Raw genomic sequence first — 22,290 nt, forward strand, 5'->3', positions numbered from 1 at the left:
TGGCTTAACATGCTTTGCTATCACAATTTTTCGAGACAGGTAAAATAAAAGCCATCCGTTCCGTCATGATGCGGTGAAAGAAGAAGGCCTTTACGATATGGGCGGCCAATCGGCAAATCAATCGATATTTCCCGCCACCCCGGATGGCTTTCCAGAAAGCTGTCGGTCTGGTCGCCGCCCTCTGCATCAAGCAGCGAGCACACGGCGTAAACCAGACGTCCTCCCGGTTTTACCAGCTCGCTGCCGAGCGCGAACAGCCTTTGCTGCAGTTCTGTCGTATGTTCCAGCCGCTTGGCGGTCATCCGCCAGCGCAGTTCGGGATTGCGCCGCCAAGTGCCCGTCCCGCTGCAAGGGGCATCAATCAGCACCAGATCACAGCGGCCTTTCAGATGTTCCAGCGATTCCATTTCCTTGCCCGGACCGAGCAAAATCGTCTCGATATTCCGCGCGCTGGCCCGCCGCTTGCGGGGTTCGATCCGGCTCAGCCGATTGCGATCGGTATCCGCCGCGATAATCTTGCTTTCGTCAGGGAGCATCGCCGCTAGAGCAAGCGTTTTGCCGCCTGCGCCCGCGCACAGGTCGAGAACCAGTTCCGGCTTGGAAGCAGCGCCCGCCATGGCAATCGCCTGACTACCAAGATCCTGAATCTCTATCGCGCCTTCACGGAACAGCGCTTTGTCTTCCAGCTGGCTGCCCGCGGGCAGTTCATAGCCATGCGGCAAGGCCAGAGGGACGGCTTCCGGCCAGGCCGACCTGACCTCCGCTTCGGTAGAACGCTGGCCATTGACCCGGACGTGAAGCGGGGCGCGATCAAACAGCGCCTTACGCTCATCCTCGTCGATCAGACCGGCAAAGCGGTCGGTCAGCCAGTCCGGAATTTGCGCGCCGCTGGCGACCGGTTCGCCCTCTTCGATTGCGGCCGGTCCATAGTTGGAACCGCTGAAAAGCTCACGCAATTCCGGCTGTTCCGATACCAGTCCGAGCATGGCCTGCCTGCCGCTTTCCGGGCGGTCGCCCCAGCGCCGGATCGCGGAATAGACCAGCTCGCGAATAGCGCGGCGGTCACCCGATCCGGCATAGCGCCGTTCCTTGAAGAATTTCTTGGCGATATTGTCCGCCGACGCTCCATTGTCCCGCGCGGCGGCGATGATCCAGTCCAGCATCTCTATCGCTGCCTGCAGTCTCGCTGCGGGGGTCATGCGTCCACCCGATCGTCCAGATGCATGCAATGATGCTCCATCCGGGTGGCCGGACCGTATTTCGCGGTAATTCTGGTCTTCAGCACCACAGCATCCTCTTCGCAACTTTCGACGGTCAGATAGGCATCGCTTGTCCAACGCGGCGTATCGGCCCCCTGCCCCGCAGGCCAGATGAATATCATCAGGATTATCTTGGCCTCGATCATGAGAGACCGCCCGAGGCGCTATCGCGTCGGATAATTGGGCGCTTCCCGGGTGATCGCAACATCATGGACATGGCTTTCCTGCAGGCCGGCATTGGTGATCCGGATAAATTCGGCCCGTTCGCGCAAATCTTCCAGCGTGGCGCTTCCGGTATAGCCCATCGCCGCTTTCACGCCGCCAACCAGCTGGTGAATGACATCGCGCGCCGGCCCCTTGAACGGCACCTGCCCCTCGATCCCTTCCGGCACCAGCTTCATCTGGTCCTTGATATCCTGCTGGAAATAGCGGTCCGCCGAGCCGCGCGCCATGGCGCCGACCGATCCCATGCCGCGATAACTCTTATAGGCGCGGCCCTGATAGAGGAAGGTCTCGCCCGGTGCCTCTTCGGTCCCTGCCAGCAAGGATCCGATCATCACCGCCGATGCGCCCGCGGCCAGTGCCTTGGCGACGTCGCCAGATGTCCGCAGGCCGCCATCAGCGATCACGGGGATGCTCGACTTTTCCGCTTCTTCCGCACAATCCATGATCGCGGTGAGCTGCGGAACACCAACACCGGCGACAACCCGCGTGGTGCAGATGGAACCGGGTCCGATGCCGACCTTGATGCCGTCGGCGCCAGCATCGATCAGTGCCCGCGTGGCTGCGGCTGTCGCGACGTTGCCAGCAATGATCTGCGCACCGTTCGACCGCTTTTTCACTTCCTCAACGGCCCGCGCGACCATCGCGCTATGGCCATGGGCGGTGTCGATGACGATCAGATCGCATTCCGCGTCGATCAAGGCCTGCGTCCGTTCCAGTCCGCTGTCGCCCACGGTCGAGGCCGCCGCGACCCGCAACCGACCGGTTTCGTCCTTGGTCGCGTTCGGATAGGTCACGGCTTTCTCGATATCCTTGACCGTGATCAGCCCGACGCAGCGATAATCATTGTCGACGACGAGCAATTTCTCGATCCGCCGCTGGTGCAAGGTCCGCCGCGCCTCTTCCTGGCTGACACCCGCCGGGACGGTCGCCAGATTGTCTTTGGTCATCAGCTCGGAAACCAGCTGTTTCGGATTTTCGGCGAAGCGCACGTCGCGGTTGGTCAATATGCCGACCAGCTTGCCCGATTTCTCGACCACCGGAATACCCGAAATGCGGTTTTGCTCCATCGTTGCCTGCGCTTCGGCCAGCGTCGCGTCCGGCGCTATGGTAATCGGATTGACCACCATGCCGGATTCAAACCGCTTCACCTGCCGCACCGCGGCGGTCTGCTGCTCAATGGTAAGATTGCGGTGCAGAACACCGATGCCGCCCATTTGCGCCATGACGATAGCCATGTCCGATTCCGTCACCGTATCCATCGCAGAAGACAGGATCGGGATGTTCAGCCCGATAAGCTTCGACAGGTTGGTCTTGGTATTGGCCTGGCTGGGCACGATCTCTGACGCCGCAGGCTGCAGCAGGACATCGTCAAAGGTCAGTCCCAACCGAATTTCTTTATGCTTGCCTGACCTGCTCATGATCGCCACTTTCCGCTGTCGTGAATTTGATTCTGTGGCGGCCCATGTAATCAGTTATCGGCCCCGCCGCTAGTGGCTTTTCCCGGATATGTGGCCGTCGAGCCAAAATAACGCCCCAGCGCGACGTGGAAATCGGCATCGGCAGCGGCCCCTGCTAACAGCAGGCTATCGTTCACTTCATCGCTAACGTCATGATAAGGCCCGTTGATAAAGGCCGTGAGCCGATCCTCGTCGGCAAAGGCGCTGGTGATCATATAGGCAGGAATATCGCGCTCGAGAAATACATAGCCGTCCTGCCGTCTCAGATAGGCGTCAGCCTTGCCGCTGCGGTCGATCTCCCGTCCCTCCTGCGCGGCGACAATCTCGATATCGCCGTCCAGGATTGTTTCGCCCAGCCCGACCACGGCGATTTGCTTGCGCTTGTCGGACAATGCGACCGTGTCCGCGTTGAAGACAGCCACAAAATTGTCGAGCGCGACCGGGGGAGCCTGGACAAAGGCCCGCGCGCCGAGCAGCCCCTTTTCCTCGGCGGTGGTGGCAAGAAAATAGATGTCCCGCTCGGGACGATCCGCGACGAGGCGCCGGGCGGTCTCGATCAGCAGCGAGATGCCGCTGGCATTGTCGACCGCACCGTTACAGATCCGGTCCCGCTCCGGATCGTCCGGATCTTCGCTCCGGCAAATGCCGAAATGATCCCAGTGCCCGAGAAACAGCAAGGCACCGCTTTGCGGGTCGCTACCGGGAATCTTGCCGATGACATTATGCGACACATAGTCGCGGACAGAGGTTTCGACCACGGCGTCCGCAGTCATGCCCAGCGCGATAGCGGCAAATCCGCCGCTTTCCAGCAGCAATCTTTCCGCATCCCTGCCCGATGGCCGAAGCAGCTTTCTGAACTGGTCGTAACTGATCGCCCCCTCCAGCCCGGCGTGATTTTCCGGGTCGGCCAAGGCCGTCGCGCCGCGCTGGAAGGCCCGGAAATATCGCGGCCAGAGTCCCTCGTCCTCGATAATGGTGATCACTCCGACCGCGCCGTTCCGGATGAGCTGAAGCTTGCGGTCGCGATAATCGGGCAGGCCTGTTTCATCTTCCGGCGGATTCCGCGGCAAAAAGACCAGTTTGCCCGCAACCGGGACATCAGCGCCCCCGGATCCACCATCCGCATAGCCGGCGAGAACCAGCGGCATGTTCAATTGGCGGAAGGACGCATCCCGCCCGCGCAGGATGATCTCATCCTGCGGCAGGCGCACGGTGTTGCCCCGATTGTTGTCGATGACAAATATCCGGTAGCTCTCCGGTGTTCGCTCCGCCAGGGCCACGGGCGTATACCACGAACCCTGTTCTCCTGCCGCCTGCAGGCCTGCCGCCGACCATTGGCTGGCGATATAGTTGACCGTCTTGTTTTCACCCGCCGTGCCGGGTTTGCGCCCCTCGAAAGCATCGCTCGCCAATATCTCGATATGCCGGAGCAGATCGGCTTCGCTTGTCGGCTCCGCGCGAGCCGCTACCGTGAAGATCAGACCCGAGACTATCAGAAGGGCAACAAAACGCATCGCAGCAACAATCCTTGTGTTAACCTGAATAATTCGCTTTTTCCTTGGCAACATCCTGCAAATAATCAATGACTATGCGACGGTTTGCGGAGGAGAATGGAAATGGGCGTTTCACTGTTACTGCTGGTGCTACTGGTCACCATCATCTATCTTTTTGCGAGCATCAAGATAGTCCGGCAGGGCTATCATTATACGATCGAATATTTCGGCCGGTTCACCACGACCGCCCAGCCCGGTTTCAATTTCTATCCCGCCTTTCTCTATCGTGTCGGCCGCAAGGTCAACATGATGGAACAGGTGCTGGACATTCCGGGCCAGGAAATCATCACCAAGGACAATGCGATGATCTCCACCGACGGCGTGGTGTTCTTCCAGGTTCTCGATGCAGCCAAGGCGGCCTACGAGGTCAACGATCTCTACAACGCGATCCTCAACCTCGTCACCACCAACCTGCGCACGGTCATGGGCTCGATGGACCTCGACGAGACGCTGTCGAAGCGCGACGAGATCAATGCCAGGCTGCTGACCGTGATCGACGATGCCACCACCCCCTGGGGCATCAAGATCACCCGCGTCGAGATCAAAGACATCCGGCCACCACAGGATATCGTCAACGCGATGGCGCGGCAGATGAAGGCCGAGCGCGAGAAACGCGCCAATATCCTCGATGCCGAAGGCGCCCGCGCTTCCGAAATCCTGCGTTCCGAGGGTGAGAAACAGGGCCAGATCCTGCAGGCGGAAGGCCGCAAGGAATCAGCCTTCCTCGACGCAGAAGCCCGCGAGCGCGAAGCCCAGGCCGAAGCCAAGGCGACCCAGATGGTGTCCGAAGCCATTGCCAGCGGCAATGCCCAGGCGATCAACTATTTCGTCGCACAGGATTATGTGAAAGCGGTCGAGAAATTTGCCACTTCGCCCAATGCCAAGACCATATTATTCCCGGTCGAAGCCACCCAGCTTATCGGCACATTGGGCGGCATCGGCGCGCTGGCCAAGGAAGCGCTGGGCGACAGTCACGAGACCTTCGCGCCGCCAAAGCGCAAGGGTCCGTTCGACAATCAGGACAAGTGAGCCCGGGACAAAGCGGAGCATGAGCCATGGATGATTTCACGCTGAACAATCCGGAATATGTCTGGCTCGGGCTGGCCGCTTTGCTCGCGCTGGCGGAATTGTTCGTACCCGGCGTCTTCCTGATCTGGGTAGCCGCAGCCGCTGCTGCGACCGGAATCCTCTCGCTGTTCATCGACATGACGCTTGCCGGCCAGCTGACGGTATTCGGGCTCGCCACAATAGCGGCGGTGCTCGGCGGGCGACGCTGGTATCTGACCCACAATATCGAAAGCGAAAATCCGCTGCTCAACAACCGCTCGGCGCAGCTGATCGGCAGAACCGTGACGATTGTTGAGACGGTTTCGCCAACCAGTGGTCGCGCCAAGGTCGCCGACGGCGTATGGCCGGCCAGGGGACCGGACATGAAAAAAGGCACGGTGGCGAAAGTCGCTTCGGTCGAAGGCGGAGTCCTGCTGCTGGAAGCGCTGGAGGACCCCGCCCAACCGGAAACCAAAGCTATTTCTTGAAGAAACCCTTCGCCATATTGGTGAGGTCATTGATCGGATTGCCATCGCCATCGCGATCAAACAGGCCGGTAACCTTGCCGAGCAGTCCATCATCGCCGGTCAGCTTGTCCATCAGGCTGCCCTCGCCATCTAGGCCCGCTTTCTCCGCCATCGCGGGCAATAGCCCCTTGAGTTTCTCGGGATCCACACCCGCTTCGGCGGCGGCTTCCCTGATCGCGGTCATCTTGTCTGTGCTGCCGTCGCGCAATTTCGCGAACAGGGCCTCGCCGCCCTTTTTCGCCTCATCGGCCGTCATGCCGGCTTTTTCCGCAATATCGTCGATACTGAAATTTTCAGGCAACATATCCATGATTTTTTCGAGCATGCTCATATTCAAATTCCTCCGGTTCGGGACAGTCTAGCGGGTCAGTTTGCCGGCCATGCCGATGATATCGTCCAGCGGATTGCCATCACCGTTGAGGTCAAGCATCGAAGCCAGACCGCCCAGACCGCCCGATGACGCCTTGTTGCCGCCGCCTAGCAGGCCACCGATCAGACCACCGATACCGCCGCCGTTGCCGGCACTGCCAGCGCTCTCGCCACCCTGCTTCGCCATATAACCCGTCACCATCATCGCGACGACCGGCAGCATTTTCTTCAGCAGGTCGCTGCTGATCCCGGTCTGCTGTTCCGCGCCCGCGGCGACAGTACGGCTGACTTCCTTGGAACCGAATATCTGGCCAAGCACTTCATTGCCCTTCTCCACCGGAGTCGGTTGTGTGCCGAGTACGCTGTCGAGCAGGCCGCCACCGCCGAGCTGGCCGAGCAATCCGCCCAGACCGTCGAGGCCGCTTGGCTGGGCCTGGGTGGTTTTCTTGAAACCGCCCAAGATGGCAGGCAACAGGGCTGCGGCACCGGCTTCGGCAACGCTCTCGTTGATGCCCAGTTCCTTGGCCATCGTGCCGATACCACCCGACTGCTGCAACATATCCAACATATTCATAATCACTCTCCTTCAATGCCAAACCGGCACATATTGATTCCTCGCTTGCGATGCCTCTAGCATATTTTCGGGCGAGAAACCGCCTAATCGGGCACTTTACGAGTGTTTACACGGTGTGGGCGGCGCATATCCGTGGGGACGGGAGAAGGGCAATTGACTCATTGCCCGTGAACACCGAGGTTGTTTGCAAGGGTAAGGAACGGCACAAGCCGGACAACAAGCCCCGCAACATAACGAGGAGCATGACATGAGTATTTTCGGAAAAATCAAGAACGCGATCTTTGGCGGCGAAGCCAAGGCCGCAGAACCCGAAACCAAGACGGCACCGGCGCCTGCAGCAGCGGCTCCAGCCGAGCGCGCGGCAATCAGCGAAGTCGACGTTGCAGCGCGGCTCGACAGCATCCCGGGCTCCGACAAGCTCAACTGGCGCACGTCGATTGTCGACCTGATGAAGCTGGTCCAGATCGATGCCAGCTATGGCAACCGCAAGGAACTGGCGCAGGAACTCGGCAACGGCGATTACAGCGGTTCTGCCGAAGACAATATCCTGCTCCACAAGCAGGTCATGAACAAGATCGCCGCCGCTGGCGGTATCGTTCCGGCTGATCTGAAAGACTAAGCCGCTGGACGATATGTCCGTTAGAATTTAGGCGGGGGCTGTGAGCGATCATGGCCCCCTTCTTTTTTCCCCGCTTCCCGCTGCGGAAGCCCCGAAAGGCTGCCGGCGCTGTCCGCAACTGGTCGGCCTTCGCAAATCATTGCGCAAGGACCATCCGGACTGGTGGAACGCCCCGGTTCCGGCCTTTGGCGACCCGGAGGCATGGCTGGCCATCGTCGGCCTCGCTCCGGGCACGGAGGGCGCCAACCGGACCGGCAGGCCGTTTACCGGCGACGCCTCGGGCGAAACGCTGTTTGCCACTCTCACCAAATATGGCTTTGTCGACGGTGTGTTTGCCAATGACCCGGCCGACGGGATCACATTGAACGGCGCAATCATCCTCAACGCGGTCAAATGCCTGCCCCCGGAAAACAAGCCGACCGGCGCCGAGATCAACAATTGCCGCGATTATCTCAAGAAATCCATCCGCGCCCTGCCCAATCTACGCACAATCGTGGCGCTGGGAAAAATCGCCCATGACAGCATCATCCGAATGGAAGGGCTCAGACTGGCAGACCACAAGTTTGCGCATGGCGCGGAACATCAGCTCTCGGGTGGTCGTGTTCTGATCGATAGCTATCATTGCAGCCGCTATAATCTGAATACGCGGCGCCTTACCGTGGCAATGTTTGAGGATATTTTCGAGAAAGCACGAGAAAGCTTATGATATGCTTTCGACCCGGTCCTTGATCGTCCAGAGTATGTTTTTCTGGATGTCGCCAAGATAAACGTTGCCCCAGAATGACGAATAGTGATGCATCCAGCTTTGCGTTTGATAATGCGTCGACAGGGTCAACCGGGTCCGACCATCACCCATATCCTCGAGCGAATATCCACCGGATTCGATCTGCAGAAGGCTGCTGTCCGGCGAAATATGTCGGTCGGTATACCGGCTGATCGAATCGTCGGTAAAATGAAAATCCCATGCGATTTCATGTCCGGGTTTCCACGCGGTCACATGCTCCTCGAACCGGATATCGTCTCCCCATTGCGCGAACCGGACGGAACCGACACCGCTCCCGACCACAAGGGCAGAACGAGGCCGGGGGATCCCGACAATATCCTGCGTGAAATTCCAGCGCCCTTCATCTTGCTGAATATCATCAACGGACAGAAGTAGCGGCCATATCTCTTCGGGTGCCGCAGCGATCTCGATCTGCCGGGTGACCGTATAATTCGACACCGGTGGGTCATAGGAAGCTTCGATCTGGAGCCCGATGAGGGGCAACAACAAAAGCGGCACGGAAAAGAAGCGCCCGGTCTGCATTTTGTGTCGCACAAGAGATATGATGGAGGAGCCTATCATCGCGAATAACAGCCACGGCAGAACAATCATCAAGATGCAAATAACGCCTTCGCGCATCCATATGGCAAAAACGAGAATGAGAGCGCCGAACGCGGAAAATTGCATGGCGAAAAAGGATTTGAACTGATTCTTGTAATCGCCGGGGGTTGCCAGAGACAATATGGCTCCGATCAGGATGGGCAGGATCATGATGAAGGTAAAACCCGACCAAAGTGTCCCGTCTCCATGTATGACGATGGATGCATAGGCCAGCCCCGCCGCCAGCACGGCAAGAGAAACCATGAACCATTGGTTCGTCGTAAGTTTTTGGCGCGTTTTCTTAGACATCCTCCGCCAGCCGCCCATAAAGCTCCGGCCGCCGGTCCCTGAAAAATCCCATGCCGGCGCGGTGCTTGCGCGCCTGTTCGAGATCAAGCGATGCCGTCAGCACGCCGGTTTCCTGCGAGCCATATTCTGTCACCAGATCACCCCATTGATTGGTGATGAAACTGTGGCCGTAGAAAGCCTGCCCCTCTTCGACGCCGATGCGGTTGCTCGCGACCACCGGCATGCAATTGCTCACCGCATGGCCCTGCATCGCCCGGCGCCACATGCGGCTGGTGTCGAGATCCGCGTCATAGGGTTCGGACCCAATTGCGGTGGGATAGAAGAGCACTTCCGCGCCCATCAGCGCCATTGCCCGCGCGGTTTCCGGATACCATTGGTCCCAGCAGATCCCGACGCCAATCCGGGTGCCGAACACATCCCAGGTCTTGAAGCCGGAATTGCCAGGCCGGAAATAGAATTTTTCCTCATAGCCCGGTCCGTCGGGAATATGGCTTTTGCGATAGACACCCATGATCTCTCCCTCGGGATCGATCATAGCCAGACTGTTATAATGATGCTGGCCGTCGCGTTCGAAAAAGCTGGCCGGGATCGCTACGCCATATTGCTTGGCGAGCTTCTGCATGGCCAGCACCGGTGCGCTCTCGGCCACTGGCTGCGCCAGCGCGAACAACGCCTCGTCCTCGGTCTTGCAGAAATAGGGGCCGGCAAATAGCTCCGGCGGCAGGATGATCTGCGCGCCCTTTTCCGCGGCCTCGGCAACGAGGCCGCTGACGGCAAAAATATTCGTCTGTTCATCGCCGCCCAGAGGCAGCTGCAGGGCCGCTACGCATAAATTGGTCATAGCGGCCCTGATAGCGGTTTAGGGACGCTTCTTAAACAATAATGTCATCCGGTCGGATTCGCCGATCGCCTGATATTTCGCTTTGTCCGCGTCGCCTAGTGCCAGCACCGGAGGCAATGTCCAGACGCCGCGCTCATAGTCGGACGTGTCGGCAGGATTCGCGTTGACTTCGGACTCGCTGACCAGCTCGAAACCGTTCAGTTCGAACAGGGCCACAACCGATGCCTGCTTCAGATAGCCTTTGCTGCCATTGGACATGGCATAGGGTGCGTCGGCCTTGGCGCGGTGCTGGACAATCCCGACCATGCCGTCATCGGCCAGCATGTCGCGCAGGGCTCGCAGTTCGGAGTCCGCGCGGTTGCCGTTCAGCATCCCGTGGAGCGACCGGAAGATCAAAATCCGGTCAACCTTGCCCTTCATGTCGTCGGGCATTTCATCGCTTTCGAAGGCCAGTATCTTCTTGGCTTCGACGCCCGTCCATTTCGCTGCGGTTTCGGGGAAATTTTCCGGCCAGCCCTTGGTCCGCGCTTCGCGGGCACGGTCGGAAAAGCTTGCATTGGCACTGTCCGCGTTGACCGCGATATACTGACCTTTAGCGGAGAGATAGGGTGCCAATATCCGGGTATACCAGCCCCCCCCCGGGCCATATTCGACGACTGTCTGATCGGGTTTGACGCCGAAGAAGCCGAGCGTATCGGCCGGATGACGATAGACATCACGGGCCTTGTCCTCTGCGCGCCGTTCATGGTTCAGAACCGTCTGGAGACTTGCGTCGGTCATCGCGGCGCCGTCTTTTTCATGATGATTGGCCGTCGCGGGAACCGCAGCGCCCAGCATTGCCAGCGCGGCACTTGCCATCAGTAATTTCTTCATCTTGTCATTCCTCTCAGATTTCCGGGGATTTTTTCCTGCTCACATATCTACGCGAGGCCGGACAGGACGCAATATATATTAAGGGGCGGTTTCCATAGAGGACCTGTATTGCGGCAAGACCTCCGGTCGCGGATAGAGTTCGTCATAGGGTACCGACCTGCCAGTGTCCTGGACGATCCGGACATGTTTCCGGCCCAGCTTGCGCGGTTCGTCCACACCGCAACTATGCGCGATCACCTCGACCTCGTGGACAATATTCTTGCAGTAATTGGCGACTTTGACTTTCTTGTCCTGCGGATCGAGACCGCGCTGCAGCCTTGGATTATGGGTGGTCACCCCGGTCGGACAGGTATTCTTGTTGCATTTCAGCGATTGGATACAGCCGAGCGCAAACATGAAACCGCGCGCCGTGTTGACGAAATCCGCTCCCGCGCAAATCGCCCAGGCTGCGCTCGACGGCGTGATCCGCTTGCCCGAGGCAATGATCCTGATCCGGTAGCGCAGGCCGTAGCGATGAAAGATATCGGACAGCATCGGCAGGCTTTCCTTCAGCTGCAGCCCGACATTGTCCATCAGCGGCATCGGTGCTGCCCCGGTGCCGCCGTCTCCGCCGTCCAAGGTGAAAAAGTCCGGCGCGCTCTCGATCCCGCGCTTGTGGATCGCCTCGCACAATTCCTCCAGCCAGCCATAGGCGCCGACCACGGCCTTGATTCCGGTCGGCTTGCCGGTCACCTCGCGGACCCGATGAATGAAATCGAGCAGATCGTCGACGCTGTTGATCTCGGGATGGCGGTTGGGCGAGATGCTCGGCTGACCCTCGGTGATCCCGCGGATTTCCGCGATCATGCGGTTCACCTTCTCGCCGGGCAATATGCCGCCCTTGCCGGGCTTGGCCCCTTGCGACAGCTTGATCTCGAACATCCTCACCTCTTCGTGCGCGGCGATGGCACGCAGCTTGTCCTCGCTGAGGCTGCCGTCCTGATCGCGCACGCCATATTTGGCGGTGCCGATCTGGAAGATGATGTCGCAGCCGCCTTCGAGATGGAAAGGCGACAGACCGCCCTCCCCGGTGTTCAGCCAGCATCCGGCCAGTTTAGCCCCGTGCGACAAGGCCCTTATGGCAGGGACCGACAGGGCGCCGAAGCTCATCGCGGAAATATTGAAGAAGGATCCGGCTTCATAGGGCTGTCGCGCGTGCGGCCCGATAATGCAGGTCGTCGTTTCCGCCGCATCACTTTCCAGCGTGGGAAACGGAACATTGACAAAAATCGCGGTGCCGGGGGGATCCAGACTCTTGGTCGACCCGAAAGCGATCGTGTTGTCGATGCCCTTGCCGGCCCGCTCCACCCATTCCCGCTCGGCGCGGTTGAAGGGCATTTCCTCGCGGTCCATGGCGAAAAAATATTGCCGGAAAAATTCGCCCAGTTCGGAGAAAAGATGCCGGAAGCGGCCGATAACCGGATAGTTGCGCCGCACCGCATCCTGCTTCTGGTTGATGTCGATGATGAACAGGACGATCACAGCGGCCAGACCCAGCCCGAGCAGCAGGATGAAGATATAAGTCAGTGCGCTCAATACGCCGAGAATTCCGTCGGTCATCAATCGTCCCCTAAACAGGCCTGACAGCCTAGCAGCTTGCGCGCCTCTGACAAAGGTTCGGGCGAACGCCCGGCCGGGTTACGCCGGCAACGGTATCTGTTGCGAAATACAGTGAAAACTGCCGCCGCCGCGCAGCAGCGCCTGGCTGGACAGTCCGATCACCTTGCGGTCCGGGAAAAGCGCCGAAATCTCATCGACCGCCCTGATGTCGTTTGCAGCCCCATATTGCGGAACCGCGACCACAGTGTTCCCGATATAGAAGTTCATATAGCTCGCAGGGGCGATATCGCCGTCAACTTCATATTTCCCTGCCGACGGCAGCTTGACCACTGTCAGACCGGCAGATTCCGCGCGTCGTGCGGCATTATCAAAAATCTCCGCATTGGGATCATCATCAGTCTCGGCATGCGGGATCACCACGGTGCCCGGTGCAACAAATCGGGCGAGATTGTCGACGTGGCCATCAGTATGGTCGGCAGCCAGCCCGTCACCCAACCAGCAGACATCCTCCACCGCCAGCGCTTCGCGAAGCCGCGCGGCTGCTTGGTCCTTGTCCAATCCCTGATTGCGGTTGGCGTTGAGTACGCATTGCTCCGTGGTGACCAGCCGGCCGTCCCCGTCGCCATCAATCGCTCCGCCTTCCAATATCCAGTCTTGCGCGCTGTCTGTCAGACCGAAGCGCCCGGCCAGACGCTGGCCGATATCCTGATCGCCGGCCATTTCATATTTGCCGCCCCAGCCGTTGAAGCCGAAATTGCGTCCATCGAGACCGTCCGGCCCCAGCACAAAAATCGGCGCGGTATCGCGCAGCCAGATGTCGCCAAAAGGCTCGATGACCACTTCCACACAGGACTGAACCAGCCCGCGCGCGCTATCCGCGTCCGCAGCGTCCCGGCATATTAGAACCACCGTCTCGCCGGCACCCTCGTCCGCCACGGCATTGGCAAATGCCGCCACTTCCTGTTGCGCGGCATCCCGACCTTGCGGCCATTCCGCCGGATCACCGGGAAAGCCGATCCAGACCGCCTGATGCGGTTCCCACTCTGCGGGCCATCTTGTCATGCGTAGCGTCCGGGATCAGTTGCCGGCGCGGCTCTCGTCCCGCGTAGCGCGGAATTCGTCGCCTTCGTTCCAGTTGGGCCAGTCTTCGGTCATCGCCAGCATCCGCGCGACGGTATAATAGACTTTCAGATCGCCCATCACGCCGTCCCAGTTCCAGTTCGGATCATATTCGTCCTTCGGACCGTGATACCGGTTGTCGCCATAATCTTTCGAAATGGCTTCCCCGGCTTCCCGGCCACCCTCGACCAGATCCTCGCCGCCTTCGAAATAGATCATCGGCACGCCGAGCTTGGCAAAGCTGAAATGGTCGGAGCGATAATAATAGCCCTTCTCCGGTGTCGGCTCGGCTTCGGCGACGCGGCCATCGCCGGTCAGCGCCGCTTCGAGATAGCGGTCGAGTTGCGATTTGCCTTTGCCGACAACGATCACATTCTTGGCCGGGCCAGCCATGCCGAACGCATCCATGTTCACGCCGCCAACGGTCTGGCTGAGCGGATAGATCGGATTTTGTGCATAATATTTGGATCCCAAAAGCCCGGACTCTTCGGCCGTCACAGCCAGGAAGATGATGCTGCGATCCGGCGCACCGGCCTTCACATGAGCTTCGGCCAGAGCGACCAGAGCCGCCGTACCGGTAGCATTGTCGACCGCGCCGTTGCAGATATCATCACCATCGGCTGCCGGCTTGCAGCGACCGAGATGGTCCCAATGCGCTGTGTAGAGCACATATTCATCGGGACGCGTCTTGCCCTTCAAAATGCCGACGACATTCTTGCTATCGGTCTTCTTGATGTCATTCTCGAGCGAAGCGGATGCTTTCAGCTTCAAATCGACCGCCTTGAAGCCCTTTTTCTTCGCCGCTGCCATTTGCGTGGCCAAATCCTGACCAGCCGCCGCAAAAATCTTGGCTGCCGCATCCTTCTGAATCCAGCCGTTCAATTTGGTCTGGTCCGCGCCGCCATTGGCCGACTGGGCGTAAAACTGTTCCCCCGTCCAACTCGATTCGACAACATTCCAGCCGTAAGCCGCTGGCTCGGTATCATGGATGATCAAAGCCGCCGCAGCGCCCTGCCGTGCCGCTTCTTCATATTTATAGGTCCAGCGCCCGTAATAGGTCATCGCCCGGCCACCAAATTCGCCTTCGAGGCTTTCGGTACCGAAATCGGGATCATTCACCAATATGACAACCGTCTTGCCTTTGACATCGACCCCGGCATAATCGTTCCAGCCACGCTCGGGAGCGTTGATGCCATAGCCGACAAACACCATGTCGCTGTCGGCAACGTCGATCTTCGGCTGTTCCTGATAGCTCGAAACGACATAGTCACTGCCAAAAGCAAAAGACAGGTCGCTCTTTCCACCGCTGATTTTCAAAGGAGACATGTTTTTTGCGGTAATCCCGACCAACGGCACATCCTGAAACCAGCTATCGCCATTGCCCGGCTCCAGTCCGGCTTCGGCAAATTTGCTCGTCAGCAGCGCCAGCGTCTTTTCCTCACCGGGCGTACCAGGCGCGCGGCCTTCATAGGCGTCGGAGGAAAGCTCCTCGGTGATCGACTTCATCGTTTCAACCGACAATTCAGGTGCCGCGATTTCGGGCAGCGCTGCTGCCGTATCGCCCTCTTCAATCTTCGTGCAGCCAGCCAGTGCCAGAGACGGCGCCAACAGCACCCAGAGAGACCGTTTCAACATCATGCTTTTCCTTCTGAAATTTTCAGTTCCGAAAATCGTTATACACTCAATGGCAGACCATATTCGGCAAGGCAAGAAGCCTTGAAGACGCCGCATCCGCTCCGGCTCCGCGCAGGTCTCTTCACCGGAACGCCGGGCAAAAAAAAGGCGGCTGTTGCGAGCCGCCTTTTTGAAAATGGCTGGAAATAATCAGCGCGAATAGAATTCGACAACCAGATTGGGTTCCATGGTCACCGGATAAGGCACTTCGTCCAGTGTCGGGATACGGACATAGGTTACCTTGTCGGTGCCTTCTGGATTTACATATTCCGGGATGTCACGCTCTGGCAGGCTCTGTGCTTCGATAACCAGCAGCATTTCCTTTGCCTTGTCGCTCAGCGAAATCTCGTCGCCTGGCACAACCTTGCGCGATGCAACGTTGCATTTGACGCCGTTCACGCGGATGTGGCCGTGGCTCACGAGCTGACGGGCAGCAAAGATGGTCGGGGTGAACTTGGCGCGATAGACAACCATGTCGAGACGCTGTTCGAGCAGGCCGATCAGGTTCTGGCTGGTATCGCCTTTCATCGCTGCGGCTTCCTTATAGGCGCGGCGGAACTGCTTTTCCGTCACGTCGCCATAATAGCCCTTGAGCTTCTGCTTGGCGCGCAGCTGGATACCGAAGTCGGACAGCTTGCCTTTGCGGCGCTGACCGTGCTGGCCCGGGCCATAGTCGCGGCGATTGACGGGAGATTTGGGGCGACCCCAAATATTCTCGCCCATACGGCGATCGAGCTTATATTTGGAACTGGTACGTTTGGTCATATCAATGACTCCTAATTTGCTGTTTCTTTGGTCTTCCCGGAGCGCACCATCAAAACCTCTCATGTGACAGGTCATGATGCGGCCACCGCTTCACCGGGGTGCGGGGCCAATTGCTGAGGCGCCTTGAACAGATTTCTTCAAATCTGTCAAGGCGCGTGATTCAGGAAAAGTCTGGAAAAGATTAAGCCGACCGGCAATCCTGTCAGGGATCGTTGCGGTTCTGCGTTCCGCGGCTGTAATTCGACCGGTTCTGCAACTGAAGGGCATTTTCCTCTTCAACCTGCTTCCATTCGCGTTTGGTGCGGCAGATGCGCTCCGGAATCTTCGAACCAAGGACGGCTTCAGAACGACATACAACCTTGTCTTCTTTCGCAGACTGGGCATCGCCGGTTGCCGCCGCGGCATCGCCGGCCAATGCCAAGGATAAAAATAATGTAAGCATGATAACTCCGAATAATTTGAATATTGTCACAAATATAACCAGTGCGACGCAGAAAAGCTACTTCAAACCGCCTTCCTGCTCGACATTTTGATCATATTAAATTATCCGCGCTGCCATGACAGTAACTACTGAAACCATTGATCAAATTCGCGATATGAAGCAATTGCGAGAAGCAGTCGATCAACTTGATGCCGAGTTGATCGATCTGTTCCGGCTCCGCTTTGCCTGCATGGACGCGGCGGCGCGAATCAAGCAGGACCGGGACGCCGTCAGGGATGAAGGTCGCAAGGCAGAGGTTTTGGCGAACGTGAAAAGCCTGTCGGAGAAAGCAGCCATACCGGTTCCGACCATGGCCGCGATCTGGGAAATGCTGGTGGAGACATCGATCAGCTACGAAATGCAGAAATGGGACCAGCGTCGCAAATAGCCTTTTTCAGCCCTATTTTTTTTCGGCTTTATCCTTGCGCGGAGGCCGTTCCAGTGAAGAAATCACGCCACGCCAGGTCTTGACCTCTTCGCCCGTCCATGCCGGTTTGGTCAGCATATTGCGAAGCGTGACTTTGGTCGCCACGGCGCGCTCGGGCGGATAGAAATAGCCGTTTTTGTCCAGCGCCCGTTCGAGATGCTCGTAGAACATATCCAACTCCTTTTGCGGAGCCGGTTCGGCCTTTTTCTTCTCCAGCGTCGGCTGGACATGGGCGGTGCTGTCGATTTTCGATATTTCATAGGCGACCAGAATGACCGCCTGCGCCAGATTGAGCGAGCCGAACTCGGGATTGATCGGCACGGTGATGATCTTGCGCGCCAGTTCGACATCGACGACCTCCAGCCCGGAGCGCTCAGGCCCGAACAATATCGCACATTTACCGCTGGCCTGTGCCATATCCTCGGCCGCTTCCCATGGGGTCAGCACTGTCTTGGTCATACCCCGCTTGCGGACGGTGGTGGCGTAAACATGGGCGCAATCGGCAACCGCCTCCGCCGTCGTCTCAAAGACCCGGGCGTCTTCCAATATCCGGTCTGCACCGGAAGCGGCGGGACCGGCGTCCGGATTGGGCCAGCCGTCCCGAGGCTTGACGATACGCATCTCGGTCAGCCCGAAATTCAGCATGGCCCGCGCCGCTTTTCCGATATTCTGGCCGAGCTGCGGGTTCACCAGGATGATGGCGGGCTGGTTGCTCACGCGCCGCCGACGTCTTTGACGCTGCCGGCAAATTCCTTGAAATCCTTGGCCTCGGTGAAATCCTTGTAGACCGAGGCGAAACGGATGTAGGCGACGCTGTCGAGCGCCTTGAGGCCGTCCATCACCATCTCGCCAATCCTCTGCGAGGGGATCTCGGTTTCACCGCTGGTTTCCAGCTGGCGCTGGATGCCGGAGACAAGCTGGTCCATCTGTTCCTGTGCCAGTCCGCGTTTGCGGCAAGCCAGCGAAACCGAAAGGTCGATCTTGGACCGGTCAAAAGGTTCCTTGCGGTCCTCGCTCTTGACCACCGTAATCTCGCGAAGCTGCACTCGCTCGAAGGTCGTGAACCGCGCGCCGCAGCCCTCGCACTGACGCCGGCGTCGGATCGTGGTATTATCCTCGGTCGGACGGCTGTCCTTTACCTGGCTGTCGTCATGGGCACAAAAGGGGCAACGCATGGTCTGGCTTTCCGATCAATCCTGGTAGATCGGGAAACGGTCGCAAAGCTCCTGCACCCGTTCGCGCACGTCGGCTTCGACGGCAGGGTCGCCGCCCTCGCCCTTTTCGCGCAGTCCGTCGAGCACGTCGGCAACCATGTCGCCGATCATCCGGAATTCCGCCGGACCGAAACCACGCGTGGTACCGGCAGGAGAACCGACGCGGATACCGCTGGTCTTCATCGGCGGCTGCGGATCGTTGGGGATGCTGTTCTTGTTGCAGGTGATCCCTGCCCGTTCGAGCGCTTCATCGGCATCGCGTCCGGTGATTCCGAGAGGCGACAGATCAATCAAAGCCAGATGGGTGTCGGTGCCACCAGCGACGACATTGGCGCCGCGTTCCTTGAGTGTGGCCGCCAAGACCTTGGCATTTTCGATAACCGCTGCCGAATAGCTTTTGAACTCCGGACGCAGCGCTTCGCCAAAGGCAACCGCCTTGGCCGCAATGACGTGCATCAGTGGACCGCCCTGCAGGCCGGGGAAAACCGCAGAGTTGATCTTCTTGGCAATCGCTTCGTCGTTGGTCAGGATCATGCCACCACGTGGCCCGCGCAGGGTCTTGTGGGTGGTGGTCGTAACGACATGGGCGTGATCCAGCGGACTGGGGTGCAGACCGGCGGCAACCAGTCCGGCGAAATGGGCCATGTCGACCATGAACATGGCTCCGACAGCATCGGCGATCGCCCGGAACTTGGCAAAATCGATTTCACGCGGATAGGCGGAGCCACCAGCGATGATCAGTTTCGGCTGATGCTCTTTGGCCAGAGCCTCGACTTCCTCGTAATTGATCAGATGGTCGTCATCATTGACGCCATATTGGATGGCGTTGAACCATTTGCCCGATTGCGCCGGTTTCGCGCCATGGGTCAGATGACCGCCCGCGTCGAGCGACATGCCAAGGATCGTATCGCCCGGCTTGACCAGCGCCAGCATCACCGCGCCATTGGCCTGCGCGCCCGAATGCGGCTGCACATTGGCGAAGCCGCAATCGAACAATTGCTTCGCGCGTTCGATCGCCAGCGTCTCGACATCATCCGATGGCGCACAGCCCTGATAATAACGACGTCCGGGATAGCCCTCGGCATATTTGTTGGTGAAGACAGACCCCTGTGCCTGCAAAACCGCCTTGGAGACGATATTTTCAGAAGCGATCAGCTCGATCTGGTTCTGCTGCCGGGCCAGTTCCGAGTTGATTGCTCCGGCAACCGCCGGATCGCTCTCGTCCACCGAAAAGTCGAAGAAACCGGTCTGGCGGATATCCTGAATATCGGCGACGTTGCTCATGCGCTTGCTCCTTGGGCTTGGGGGGCGGACAATTTATCGACCCGGCGCTGATGCCGGTCGCCGCCAAATGGGGTGTTCAGAAAGATGTCGAGACAGTCTTTCGCGATTTCGATACCGACGAGCCGGGCACCCATGGCGACGACGTTCGCATCATTATGCTCCCGCGCCAGCTTCGCCGACAGGCCTTCGGACACCAGGGCGCAGCGGCAGGCCGGATTGCGGTTTACCGCCATCGAAATGCCGATCCCGGATCCGCACAGCGCCACGCCGCGTTCAACACGGCCAGACGCCACTTCCTGGGCCAGCTTGTAGCCATAATCGGGATAGTCCACGCTGTCGGCGGTCATCGGTCCCAGATCGCTCACTTCGTGGCCTGCCTCCTGCAACCAGTCCACCAGCACGGCCTTCATATCGAGGGCGGCGTGATCGGAGGCAATGGCAACGCGCATGGGCTGTTCCTGTCGTTAGAATCGGGATGGCCGCTATTTAGTAGAGAGCGCCTTGATAGGCCACCAAATATTTGACGCGCCGCGTCATGCGCAGCGTGACGAAGCAGCCTGTCCCTGCGAAGGGCGGGGGCTCTTTCCGGAAGAAAAAAATATGCGGCCTTAACCGTGTCCAATAACGTCCTGAAATAGCATCAAGATACCAGCTTATCCGCCCGTCAGATTTCCATCTGGCTGCCAAGTTCCACCACGCGGTTGCTGGGCAGTTTGAAAAATTCCATCGCGGTCGCCGCGTTGCGCAGCAGCCAGGCGAAGAGTTTTTCGCGCCAGATCATCATTTCCGGTTTCTTCGACGGCAGCAAGGTCTGACGGGACAGGAAGAAACTGGTGGTCATCATGTCGAATTCCATGCCGCAGCCCTTGACCTGTTTCAGCGCCTCGGGAACGTCGGTTTCCTGCATGAATCCGAAATGGAGGATGAGGCGATAGAAGCCATGGCCCAGATCCTTCACCTCGCAGCGTTTGTGCGGCGCCACGGTCGGCACGTCCTTGATATTCACGGTCAGGATCACAACGCGCTCGTGGATGACCTTGTTATGCTTGATATTGTGGAGAAGCGCCGAGGGCACACCTGCCGACGACGAGGCCATAAAAATGGCCGTGCCGGGCACCCGCGTCGCGCTGTTGGCGGCGGATTTCGTGAAGATTTCGATCGGCATGGCTGCTTCCGCCATATTCTTGCGCATGATCTGGCGCCCTTTGGCCCAGGTCGTCAGGATGATGAAGGCGACGCCGCCGACAGCCAGCGGGAACCAGCCGCCGTCCGGAACCTTGGTCAGGTTGGCGGCAAAATAGGCACCGTCGACAATGAAGAAAACCGCCAGCAACGGGATGGTGATCCACAGCTTCCATTTCCACAGCACGATCATCACGATGGCCAGCAGGCAGGTGTCGATGAACATCGCGCCGGTAACCGCGATTCCGTAAGCCGAGGCCAGGTTGCTCGAGCTCTGGAAGGTCAGCACCAGCAGGATCACCGCGATCATGATCGCCCAGTTGACGAACGGGATATAGATCTGGCCGGCTTCCGACGCGCTGGTATGCTTGATCGTCAGGCGGGGAATGAAGCCAAGCTGGATCGCCTGGTGGGTGACCGAGAAGGATCCGGATATCACGGCCTGGCTGGCGATGAAGGTCGCCATGGTCGCCAATATCACGAGCGGTAGGCGCAGCACTTCGGGTGCCATGATGAAGAACGGGCTTTCAATGGCTGCAGCGGCCCCGGCGGCATCGAGCGACAGGATCATCGCGCCCTGCCCGAAATAATTGCACAGCAAGGCCGGCATGACGAACCCATACCAGGCGACGCGCATCGGTTTTTTGCCAAAATGCCCCATATCGGCAAACAGCGCTTCCGAACCGGTAACCGCCAGCACCACCGAGCCGAGCGCCAGAAATGCCTTGATACCATCGGTTATGAAAAACTGGACCGCATACCAGGGATTGAACGCCATCAGAATCGAGGGATGCTGGACAATCTGGATGATCCCCAACGTGCCGATCACGGTGAAATAGACGAACATCACCGGCGCGAACAAGGCGCCGATTTTCGCGGTCCCGCGAGACTGCAACAGAAACAGGAAGATCAGCAGCGTCAGCGCGATCGGAATGACCAGATGGCCGAGGCCCGGCTGTACGACCGTCAGACCTTCGACCGCCGAGAGCACCGAAATCGCCGGCGTGATCATGCTGTCGCCGTAAAACAGCGCCGTCGCGAATACGCCCAGCAAAATCGCCAGCCAGCCATATTTCGATCGTCGCATGGCGCCGGAAATCAGCGCCACCAGCGCAAGGCTGCCGCCCTGCCCCTTGTTGTCCGCGCGCATGGTGATGCTGACATATTGTATCGTCACCACCAGCGTCATCGACCAGAATATCAGGCTGACGACACCGAGAACATGGATCCGGTCCAGCTCCAGCGGATGGGCTCCGATAAACGTCTCGCGAAAAGCGTAGAGCGGACTCGTGCCGATATCGCCGAACACGATGCCAATCGCGCCCGCGGCCAGTTTTGCAATGGCAGTGTTGCGCTGGGGCGAGCCATGGGTTTGCACCGTGCTGCCTTGCGCTGCTGCGCTTTCGGTTGGTTCTGCAGACATTGGTTGGCCGTTAAGGCGTACCCCGATCAATTTGGACACAACAAACTGTTTACTGACATTGTTTTCAGCAAGCGCGAGCGCTTAGCACCGGCTTTTAGCAGGTGCA

24 protein-coding genes are annotated in these 22,290 nt (G+C 58.9%); 5 read left to right on the forward strand and 19 right to left on the reverse strand.

Annotation, left to right across the window (positions count from 1 at the left end):
- Positions 1 to 20 precede the first annotated feature (20 nt).
- From CHN51_RS17635 to CHN51_RS17650, 4 genes are read right to left on the reverse strand one after another with little or no spacing between them, the layout of a single operon-like run.
- Positions 21 to 1,199, reverse strand: a complete 1,179-nt coding sequence (locus CHN51_RS17635; RefSeq protein WP_100095182.1) for an RsmB/NOP family class I SAM-dependent RNA methyltransferase — start codon at positions 1,197 to 1,199, stop codon at positions 21 to 23.
- Entirely contained in the window at positions 1,196 to 1,405 is a 210-nt protein-coding gene (locus CHN51_RS17640; RefSeq protein ID WP_100095183.1) for a hypothetical protein, read from the reverse strand. Before CHN51_RS17640 ends, CHN51_RS17635 begins: the two co-directional genes overlap by 4 nt.
- A gap of 18 nt (positions 1,406 to 1,423) precedes the next feature.
- Positions 1,424 to 2,902: an IMP dehydrogenase gene (gene guaB / locus CHN51_RS17645; RefSeq protein WP_100095184.1), complete on the reverse strand. Its 1,479-nt coding sequence runs from the start codon at positions 2,900 to 2,902 to the stop codon at positions 1,424 to 1,426.
- Between the two features lie 50 nt (positions 2,903 to 2,952).
- A complete protein-coding gene (locus CHN51_RS17650; protein WP_164089271.1) occupies positions 2,953 to 4,455 on the reverse strand; it encodes a M28 family peptidase in 1,503 nt (500 codons plus the stop codon).
- 102 nt (positions 4,456 to 4,557) lie between these two features.
- On the opposite strand from CHN51_RS17650, the gene CHN51_RS17655 reads away from it, so the two are divergent.
- Both CHN51_RS17655 and CHN51_RS17660 read left to right on the forward strand, forming a co-directional pair.
- Positions 4,558 to 5,523, forward strand: a complete 966-nt coding sequence (locus tag CHN51_RS17655) for an SPFH domain-containing protein (protein ID WP_100095186.1) — start codon at positions 4,558 to 4,560, stop codon at positions 5,521 to 5,523.
- A gap of 26 nt (positions 5,524 to 5,549) precedes the next feature.
- The gene (locus CHN51_RS17660; RefSeq protein WP_100095187.1) at positions 5,550 to 6,029 is read left to right on the forward strand and encodes an NfeD family protein; all 480 of its coding nucleotides are present in this window, start codon (positions 5,550 to 5,552) and stop codon (positions 6,027 to 6,029) included.
- On the opposite strand, the gene CHN51_RS17665 is transcribed toward CHN51_RS17660, so the two are convergent.
- Together CHN51_RS17665 and CHN51_RS17670 are read right to left on the reverse strand one after the other, a co-directional pair.
- Positions 6,019 to 6,399 (reverse strand): hypothetical protein, encoded by a 381-nt coding sequence (locus CHN51_RS17665; protein WP_100095188.1) that lies wholly within the window; start codon positions 6,397 to 6,399, stop codon positions 6,019 to 6,021. The two genes, CHN51_RS17660 and CHN51_RS17665, sit on opposite strands and share 11 nt — an antisense overlap.
- Before the next feature lie 27 nt (positions 6,400 to 6,426).
- The gene (locus tag CHN51_RS17670) at positions 6,427 to 7,011 is read right to left on the reverse strand and encodes a DUF937 domain-containing protein (protein WP_100095189.1); all 585 of its coding nucleotides are present in this window, start codon (positions 7,009 to 7,011) and stop codon (positions 6,427 to 6,429) included.
- A 247-nt stretch (positions 7,012 to 7,258) separates the two neighbouring features.
- Here CHN51_RS17670 and CHN51_RS17675 point away from each other — a divergent pair, with 247 nt between their 5' ends.
- Both CHN51_RS17675 and CHN51_RS17680 read left to right on the forward strand, forming a co-directional pair.
- Positions 7,259 to 7,630, forward strand: a complete 372-nt coding sequence (locus CHN51_RS17675; RefSeq protein ID WP_100095190.1) for a DUF3597 domain-containing protein — start codon at positions 7,259 to 7,261, stop codon at positions 7,628 to 7,630.
- Positions 7,631 to 7,670: 40 nt separating this feature from the next.
- Positions 7,671 to 8,336, forward strand: a complete 666-nt coding sequence (locus CHN51_RS17680) for a uracil-DNA glycosylase (RefSeq protein ID WP_100095191.1) — start codon at positions 7,671 to 7,673, stop codon at positions 8,334 to 8,336.
- Here CHN51_RS17680 and CHN51_RS17685 read toward each other — a convergent pair.
- From CHN51_RS17685 to CHN51_RS17720, 8 genes are all read right to left on the reverse strand, one after another.
- On the reverse strand, positions 8,331 to 9,257 hold the full coding sequence (locus tag CHN51_RS17685) for an SRPBCC family protein (RefSeq protein ID WP_100095192.1): 927 nt from the start codon (positions 9,255 to 9,257) through the stop codon (positions 8,331 to 8,333). The two genes, CHN51_RS17680 and CHN51_RS17685, sit on opposite strands and share 6 nt — an antisense overlap.
- Before the next feature lie 37 nt (positions 9,258 to 9,294).
- Positions 9,295 to 10,143, reverse strand: a complete 849-nt coding sequence (gene aguB / locus CHN51_RS17690) for an N-carbamoylputrescine amidase (protein ID WP_100095193.1) — start codon at positions 10,141 to 10,143, stop codon at positions 9,295 to 9,297.
- An 18-nt stretch (positions 10,144 to 10,161) separates the two neighbouring features.
- The gene (locus tag CHN51_RS17695) at positions 10,162 to 11,016 is read right to left on the reverse strand and encodes a class I SAM-dependent methyltransferase (RefSeq protein ID WP_100095194.1); all 855 of its coding nucleotides are present in this window, start codon (positions 11,014 to 11,016) and stop codon (positions 10,162 to 10,164) included.
- A gap of 78 nt (positions 11,017 to 11,094) precedes the next feature.
- A complete protein-coding gene (locus CHN51_RS17700; RefSeq protein WP_100095195.1) occupies positions 11,095 to 12,615 on the reverse strand; it encodes an FMN-binding glutamate synthase family protein in 1,521 nt (506 codons plus the stop codon).
- Between the two features lie 78 nt (positions 12,616 to 12,693).
- On the reverse strand, positions 12,694 to 13,677 hold the full coding sequence (locus tag CHN51_RS17705) for an agmatine deiminase family protein (protein WP_100095196.1): 984 nt from the start codon (positions 13,675 to 13,677) through the stop codon (positions 12,694 to 12,696).
- Between the two features lie 15 nt (positions 13,678 to 13,692).
- On the reverse strand, positions 13,693 to 15,372 hold the full coding sequence (locus tag CHN51_RS17710) for a M28 family metallopeptidase (protein WP_240616792.1): 1,680 nt from the start codon (positions 15,370 to 15,372) through the stop codon (positions 13,693 to 13,695).
- A gap of 186 nt (positions 15,373 to 15,558) precedes the next feature.
- Positions 15,559 to 16,173 (reverse strand): 30S ribosomal protein S4, encoded by a 615-nt coding sequence (gene rpsD, locus CHN51_RS17715; protein ID WP_100095198.1) that lies wholly within the window; start codon positions 16,171 to 16,173, stop codon positions 15,559 to 15,561.
- A 202-nt stretch (positions 16,174 to 16,375) separates the two neighbouring features.
- The gene (locus tag CHN51_RS17720; protein WP_100095199.1) at positions 16,376 to 16,615 is read right to left on the reverse strand and encodes a hypothetical protein; all 240 of its coding nucleotides are present in this window, start codon (positions 16,613 to 16,615) and stop codon (positions 16,376 to 16,378) included.
- Between the two features lie 154 nt (positions 16,616 to 16,769).
- Between CHN51_RS17720 and CHN51_RS17725 the strand changes: the two genes are divergently transcribed.
- Positions 16,770 to 17,042, forward strand: coding sequence for a chorismate mutase (locus CHN51_RS17725; protein ID WP_100095200.1), 273 nt, complete (start codon positions 16,770 to 16,772; stop codon positions 17,040 to 17,042).
- Between the two features lie 12 nt (positions 17,043 to 17,054).
- On the opposite strand, the gene CHN51_RS17730 is transcribed toward CHN51_RS17725, so the two are convergent.
- The 5 genes from CHN51_RS17730 to CHN51_RS17750 form a co-directional block, all read right to left on the reverse strand.
- Complete coding sequence (locus CHN51_RS17730) at positions 17,055 to 17,798, reverse strand: RNA methyltransferase (protein WP_240616793.1); 744 nt, start codon at positions 17,796 to 17,798, stop codon at positions 17,055 to 17,057.
- Positions 17,795 to 18,256, reverse strand: a complete 462-nt coding sequence (gene nrdR / locus CHN51_RS17735) for a transcriptional regulator NrdR (RefSeq protein ID WP_100095202.1) — start codon at positions 18,254 to 18,256, stop codon at positions 17,795 to 17,797. The genes CHN51_RS17730 and nrdR overlap by 4 nt, the downstream gene beginning before the upstream one ends.
- 15 nt (positions 18,257 to 18,271) lie before the next feature.
- Complete coding sequence (gene glyA, locus CHN51_RS17740) at positions 18,272 to 19,579, reverse strand: serine hydroxymethyltransferase (protein ID WP_100095203.1); 1,308 nt, start codon at positions 19,577 to 19,579, stop codon at positions 18,272 to 18,274.
- On the reverse strand, positions 19,576 to 20,028 hold the full coding sequence (rpiB, locus tag CHN51_RS17745; RefSeq protein WP_100095204.1) for a ribose 5-phosphate isomerase B: 453 nt from the start codon (positions 20,026 to 20,028) through the stop codon (positions 19,576 to 19,578). The genes glyA and rpiB overlap by 4 nt, the downstream gene beginning before the upstream one ends.
- Before the next feature lie 215 nt (positions 20,029 to 20,243).
- Positions 20,244 to 22,184 (reverse strand): potassium transporter Kup, encoded by a 1,941-nt coding sequence (locus CHN51_RS17750; RefSeq protein WP_100095205.1) that lies wholly within the window; start codon positions 22,182 to 22,184, stop codon positions 20,244 to 20,246.
- Between the last annotated feature and the right edge of the window lie 106 nt (positions 22,185 to 22,290).

The organism is Sphingorhabdus sp. YGSMI21, assembly GCF_002776575.1.
Taxonomy (GTDB): Bacteria; Pseudomonadota; Alphaproteobacteria; order Sphingomonadales; family Sphingomonadaceae; genus Parasphingorhabdus.

Bases quoted from the DNA above. Each gene is read 5' to 3' on its own strand.
- CHN51_RS17640 (WP_100095183.1), bottom strand. From the start codon at position 1,405: ATGATCGAGGCCAAGATAATCCTGATGATATTCATCTGGCCTGCGGGG.
- guaB (WP_100095184.1), bottom strand. From the start codon at position 2,902: ATGAGCAGGTCAGGCAAGCATAAAGAAATTCGGTTGGGACTGACCTTT.
- CHN51_RS17660 (WP_100095187.1), top strand. From the start codon at position 5,550: ATGGATGATTTCACGCTGAACAATCCGGAATATGTCTGGCTCGGGCTG.
- glyA (WP_100095203.1), bottom strand. From the start codon at position 19,579: ATGAGCAACGTCGCCGATATTCAGGATATCCGCCAGACCGGTTTCTTC.
- CHN51_RS17665 (WP_100095188.1), bottom strand. From the start codon at position 6,399: ATGAGCATGCTCGAAAAAATCATGGATATGTTGCCTGAAAATTTCAGT.
- CHN51_RS17720 (WP_100095199.1), bottom strand. From the start codon at position 16,615: ATGCTTACATTATTTTTATCCTTGGCATTGGCCGGCGATGCCGCGGCG.
- nrdR (WP_100095202.1), bottom strand. From the start codon at position 18,256: ATGCGTTGCCCCTTTTGTGCCCATGACGACAGCCAGGTAAAGGACAGC.
- CHN51_RS17655 (WP_100095186.1), top strand. From the start codon at position 4,558: ATGGGCGTTTCACTGTTACTGCTGGTGCTACTGGTCACCATCATCTAT.
- rpsD (WP_100095198.1), bottom strand. From the start codon at position 16,173: ATGACCAAACGTACCAGTTCCAAATATAAGCTCGATCGCCGTATGGGC.
- CHN51_RS17670 (WP_100095189.1), bottom strand. From the start codon at position 7,011: ATGAATATGTTGGATATGTTGCAGCAGTCGGGTGGTATCGGCACGATG.
- CHN51_RS17700 (WP_100095195.1), bottom strand. From the start codon at position 12,615: ATGACCGACGGAATTCTCGGCGTATTGAGCGCACTGACTTATATCTTC.
- CHN51_RS17705 (WP_100095196.1), bottom strand. From the start codon at position 13,677: ATGACAAGATGGCCCGCAGAGTGGGAACCGCATCAGGCGGTCTGGATC.
- aguB (WP_100095193.1), bottom strand. From the start codon at position 10,143: ATGACCAATTTATGCGTAGCGGCCCTGCAGCTGCCTCTGGGCGGCGAT.
- CHN51_RS17725 (WP_100095200.1), top strand. From the start codon at position 16,770: ATGAAGCAATTGCGAGAAGCAGTCGATCAACTTGATGCCGAGTTGATC.
- CHN51_RS17650 (WP_164089271.1), bottom strand. From the start codon at position 4,455: ATGCGTTTTGTTGCCCTTCTGATAGTCTCGGGTCTGATCTTCACGGTA.
- CHN51_RS17675 (WP_100095190.1), top strand. From the start codon at position 7,259: ATGAGTATTTTCGGAAAAATCAAGAACGCGATCTTTGGCGGCGAAGCC.
- CHN51_RS17710 (WP_240616792.1), bottom strand. From the start codon at position 15,372: ATGATGTTGAAACGGTCTCTCTGGGTGCTGTTGGCGCCGTCTCTGGCA.
- CHN51_RS17685 (WP_100095192.1), bottom strand. From the start codon at position 9,257: ATGGTTTCTCTTGCCGTGCTGGCGGCGGGGCTGGCCTATGCATCCATC.
- CHN51_RS17695 (WP_100095194.1), bottom strand. From the start codon at position 11,016: ATGAAGAAATTACTGATGGCAAGTGCCGCGCTGGCAATGCTGGGCGCT.
- rpiB (WP_100095204.1), bottom strand. From the start codon at position 20,028: ATGCGCGTTGCCATTGCCTCCGATCACGCCGCCCTCGATATGAAGGCC.
- CHN51_RS17750 (WP_100095205.1), bottom strand. From the start codon at position 22,184: ATGTCTGCAGAACCAACCGAAAGCGCAGCAGCGCAAGGCAGCACGGTG.
- CHN51_RS17635 (WP_100095182.1), bottom strand. From the start codon at position 1,199: ATGACCCCCGCAGCGAGACTGCAGGCAGCGATAGAGATGCTGGACTGG.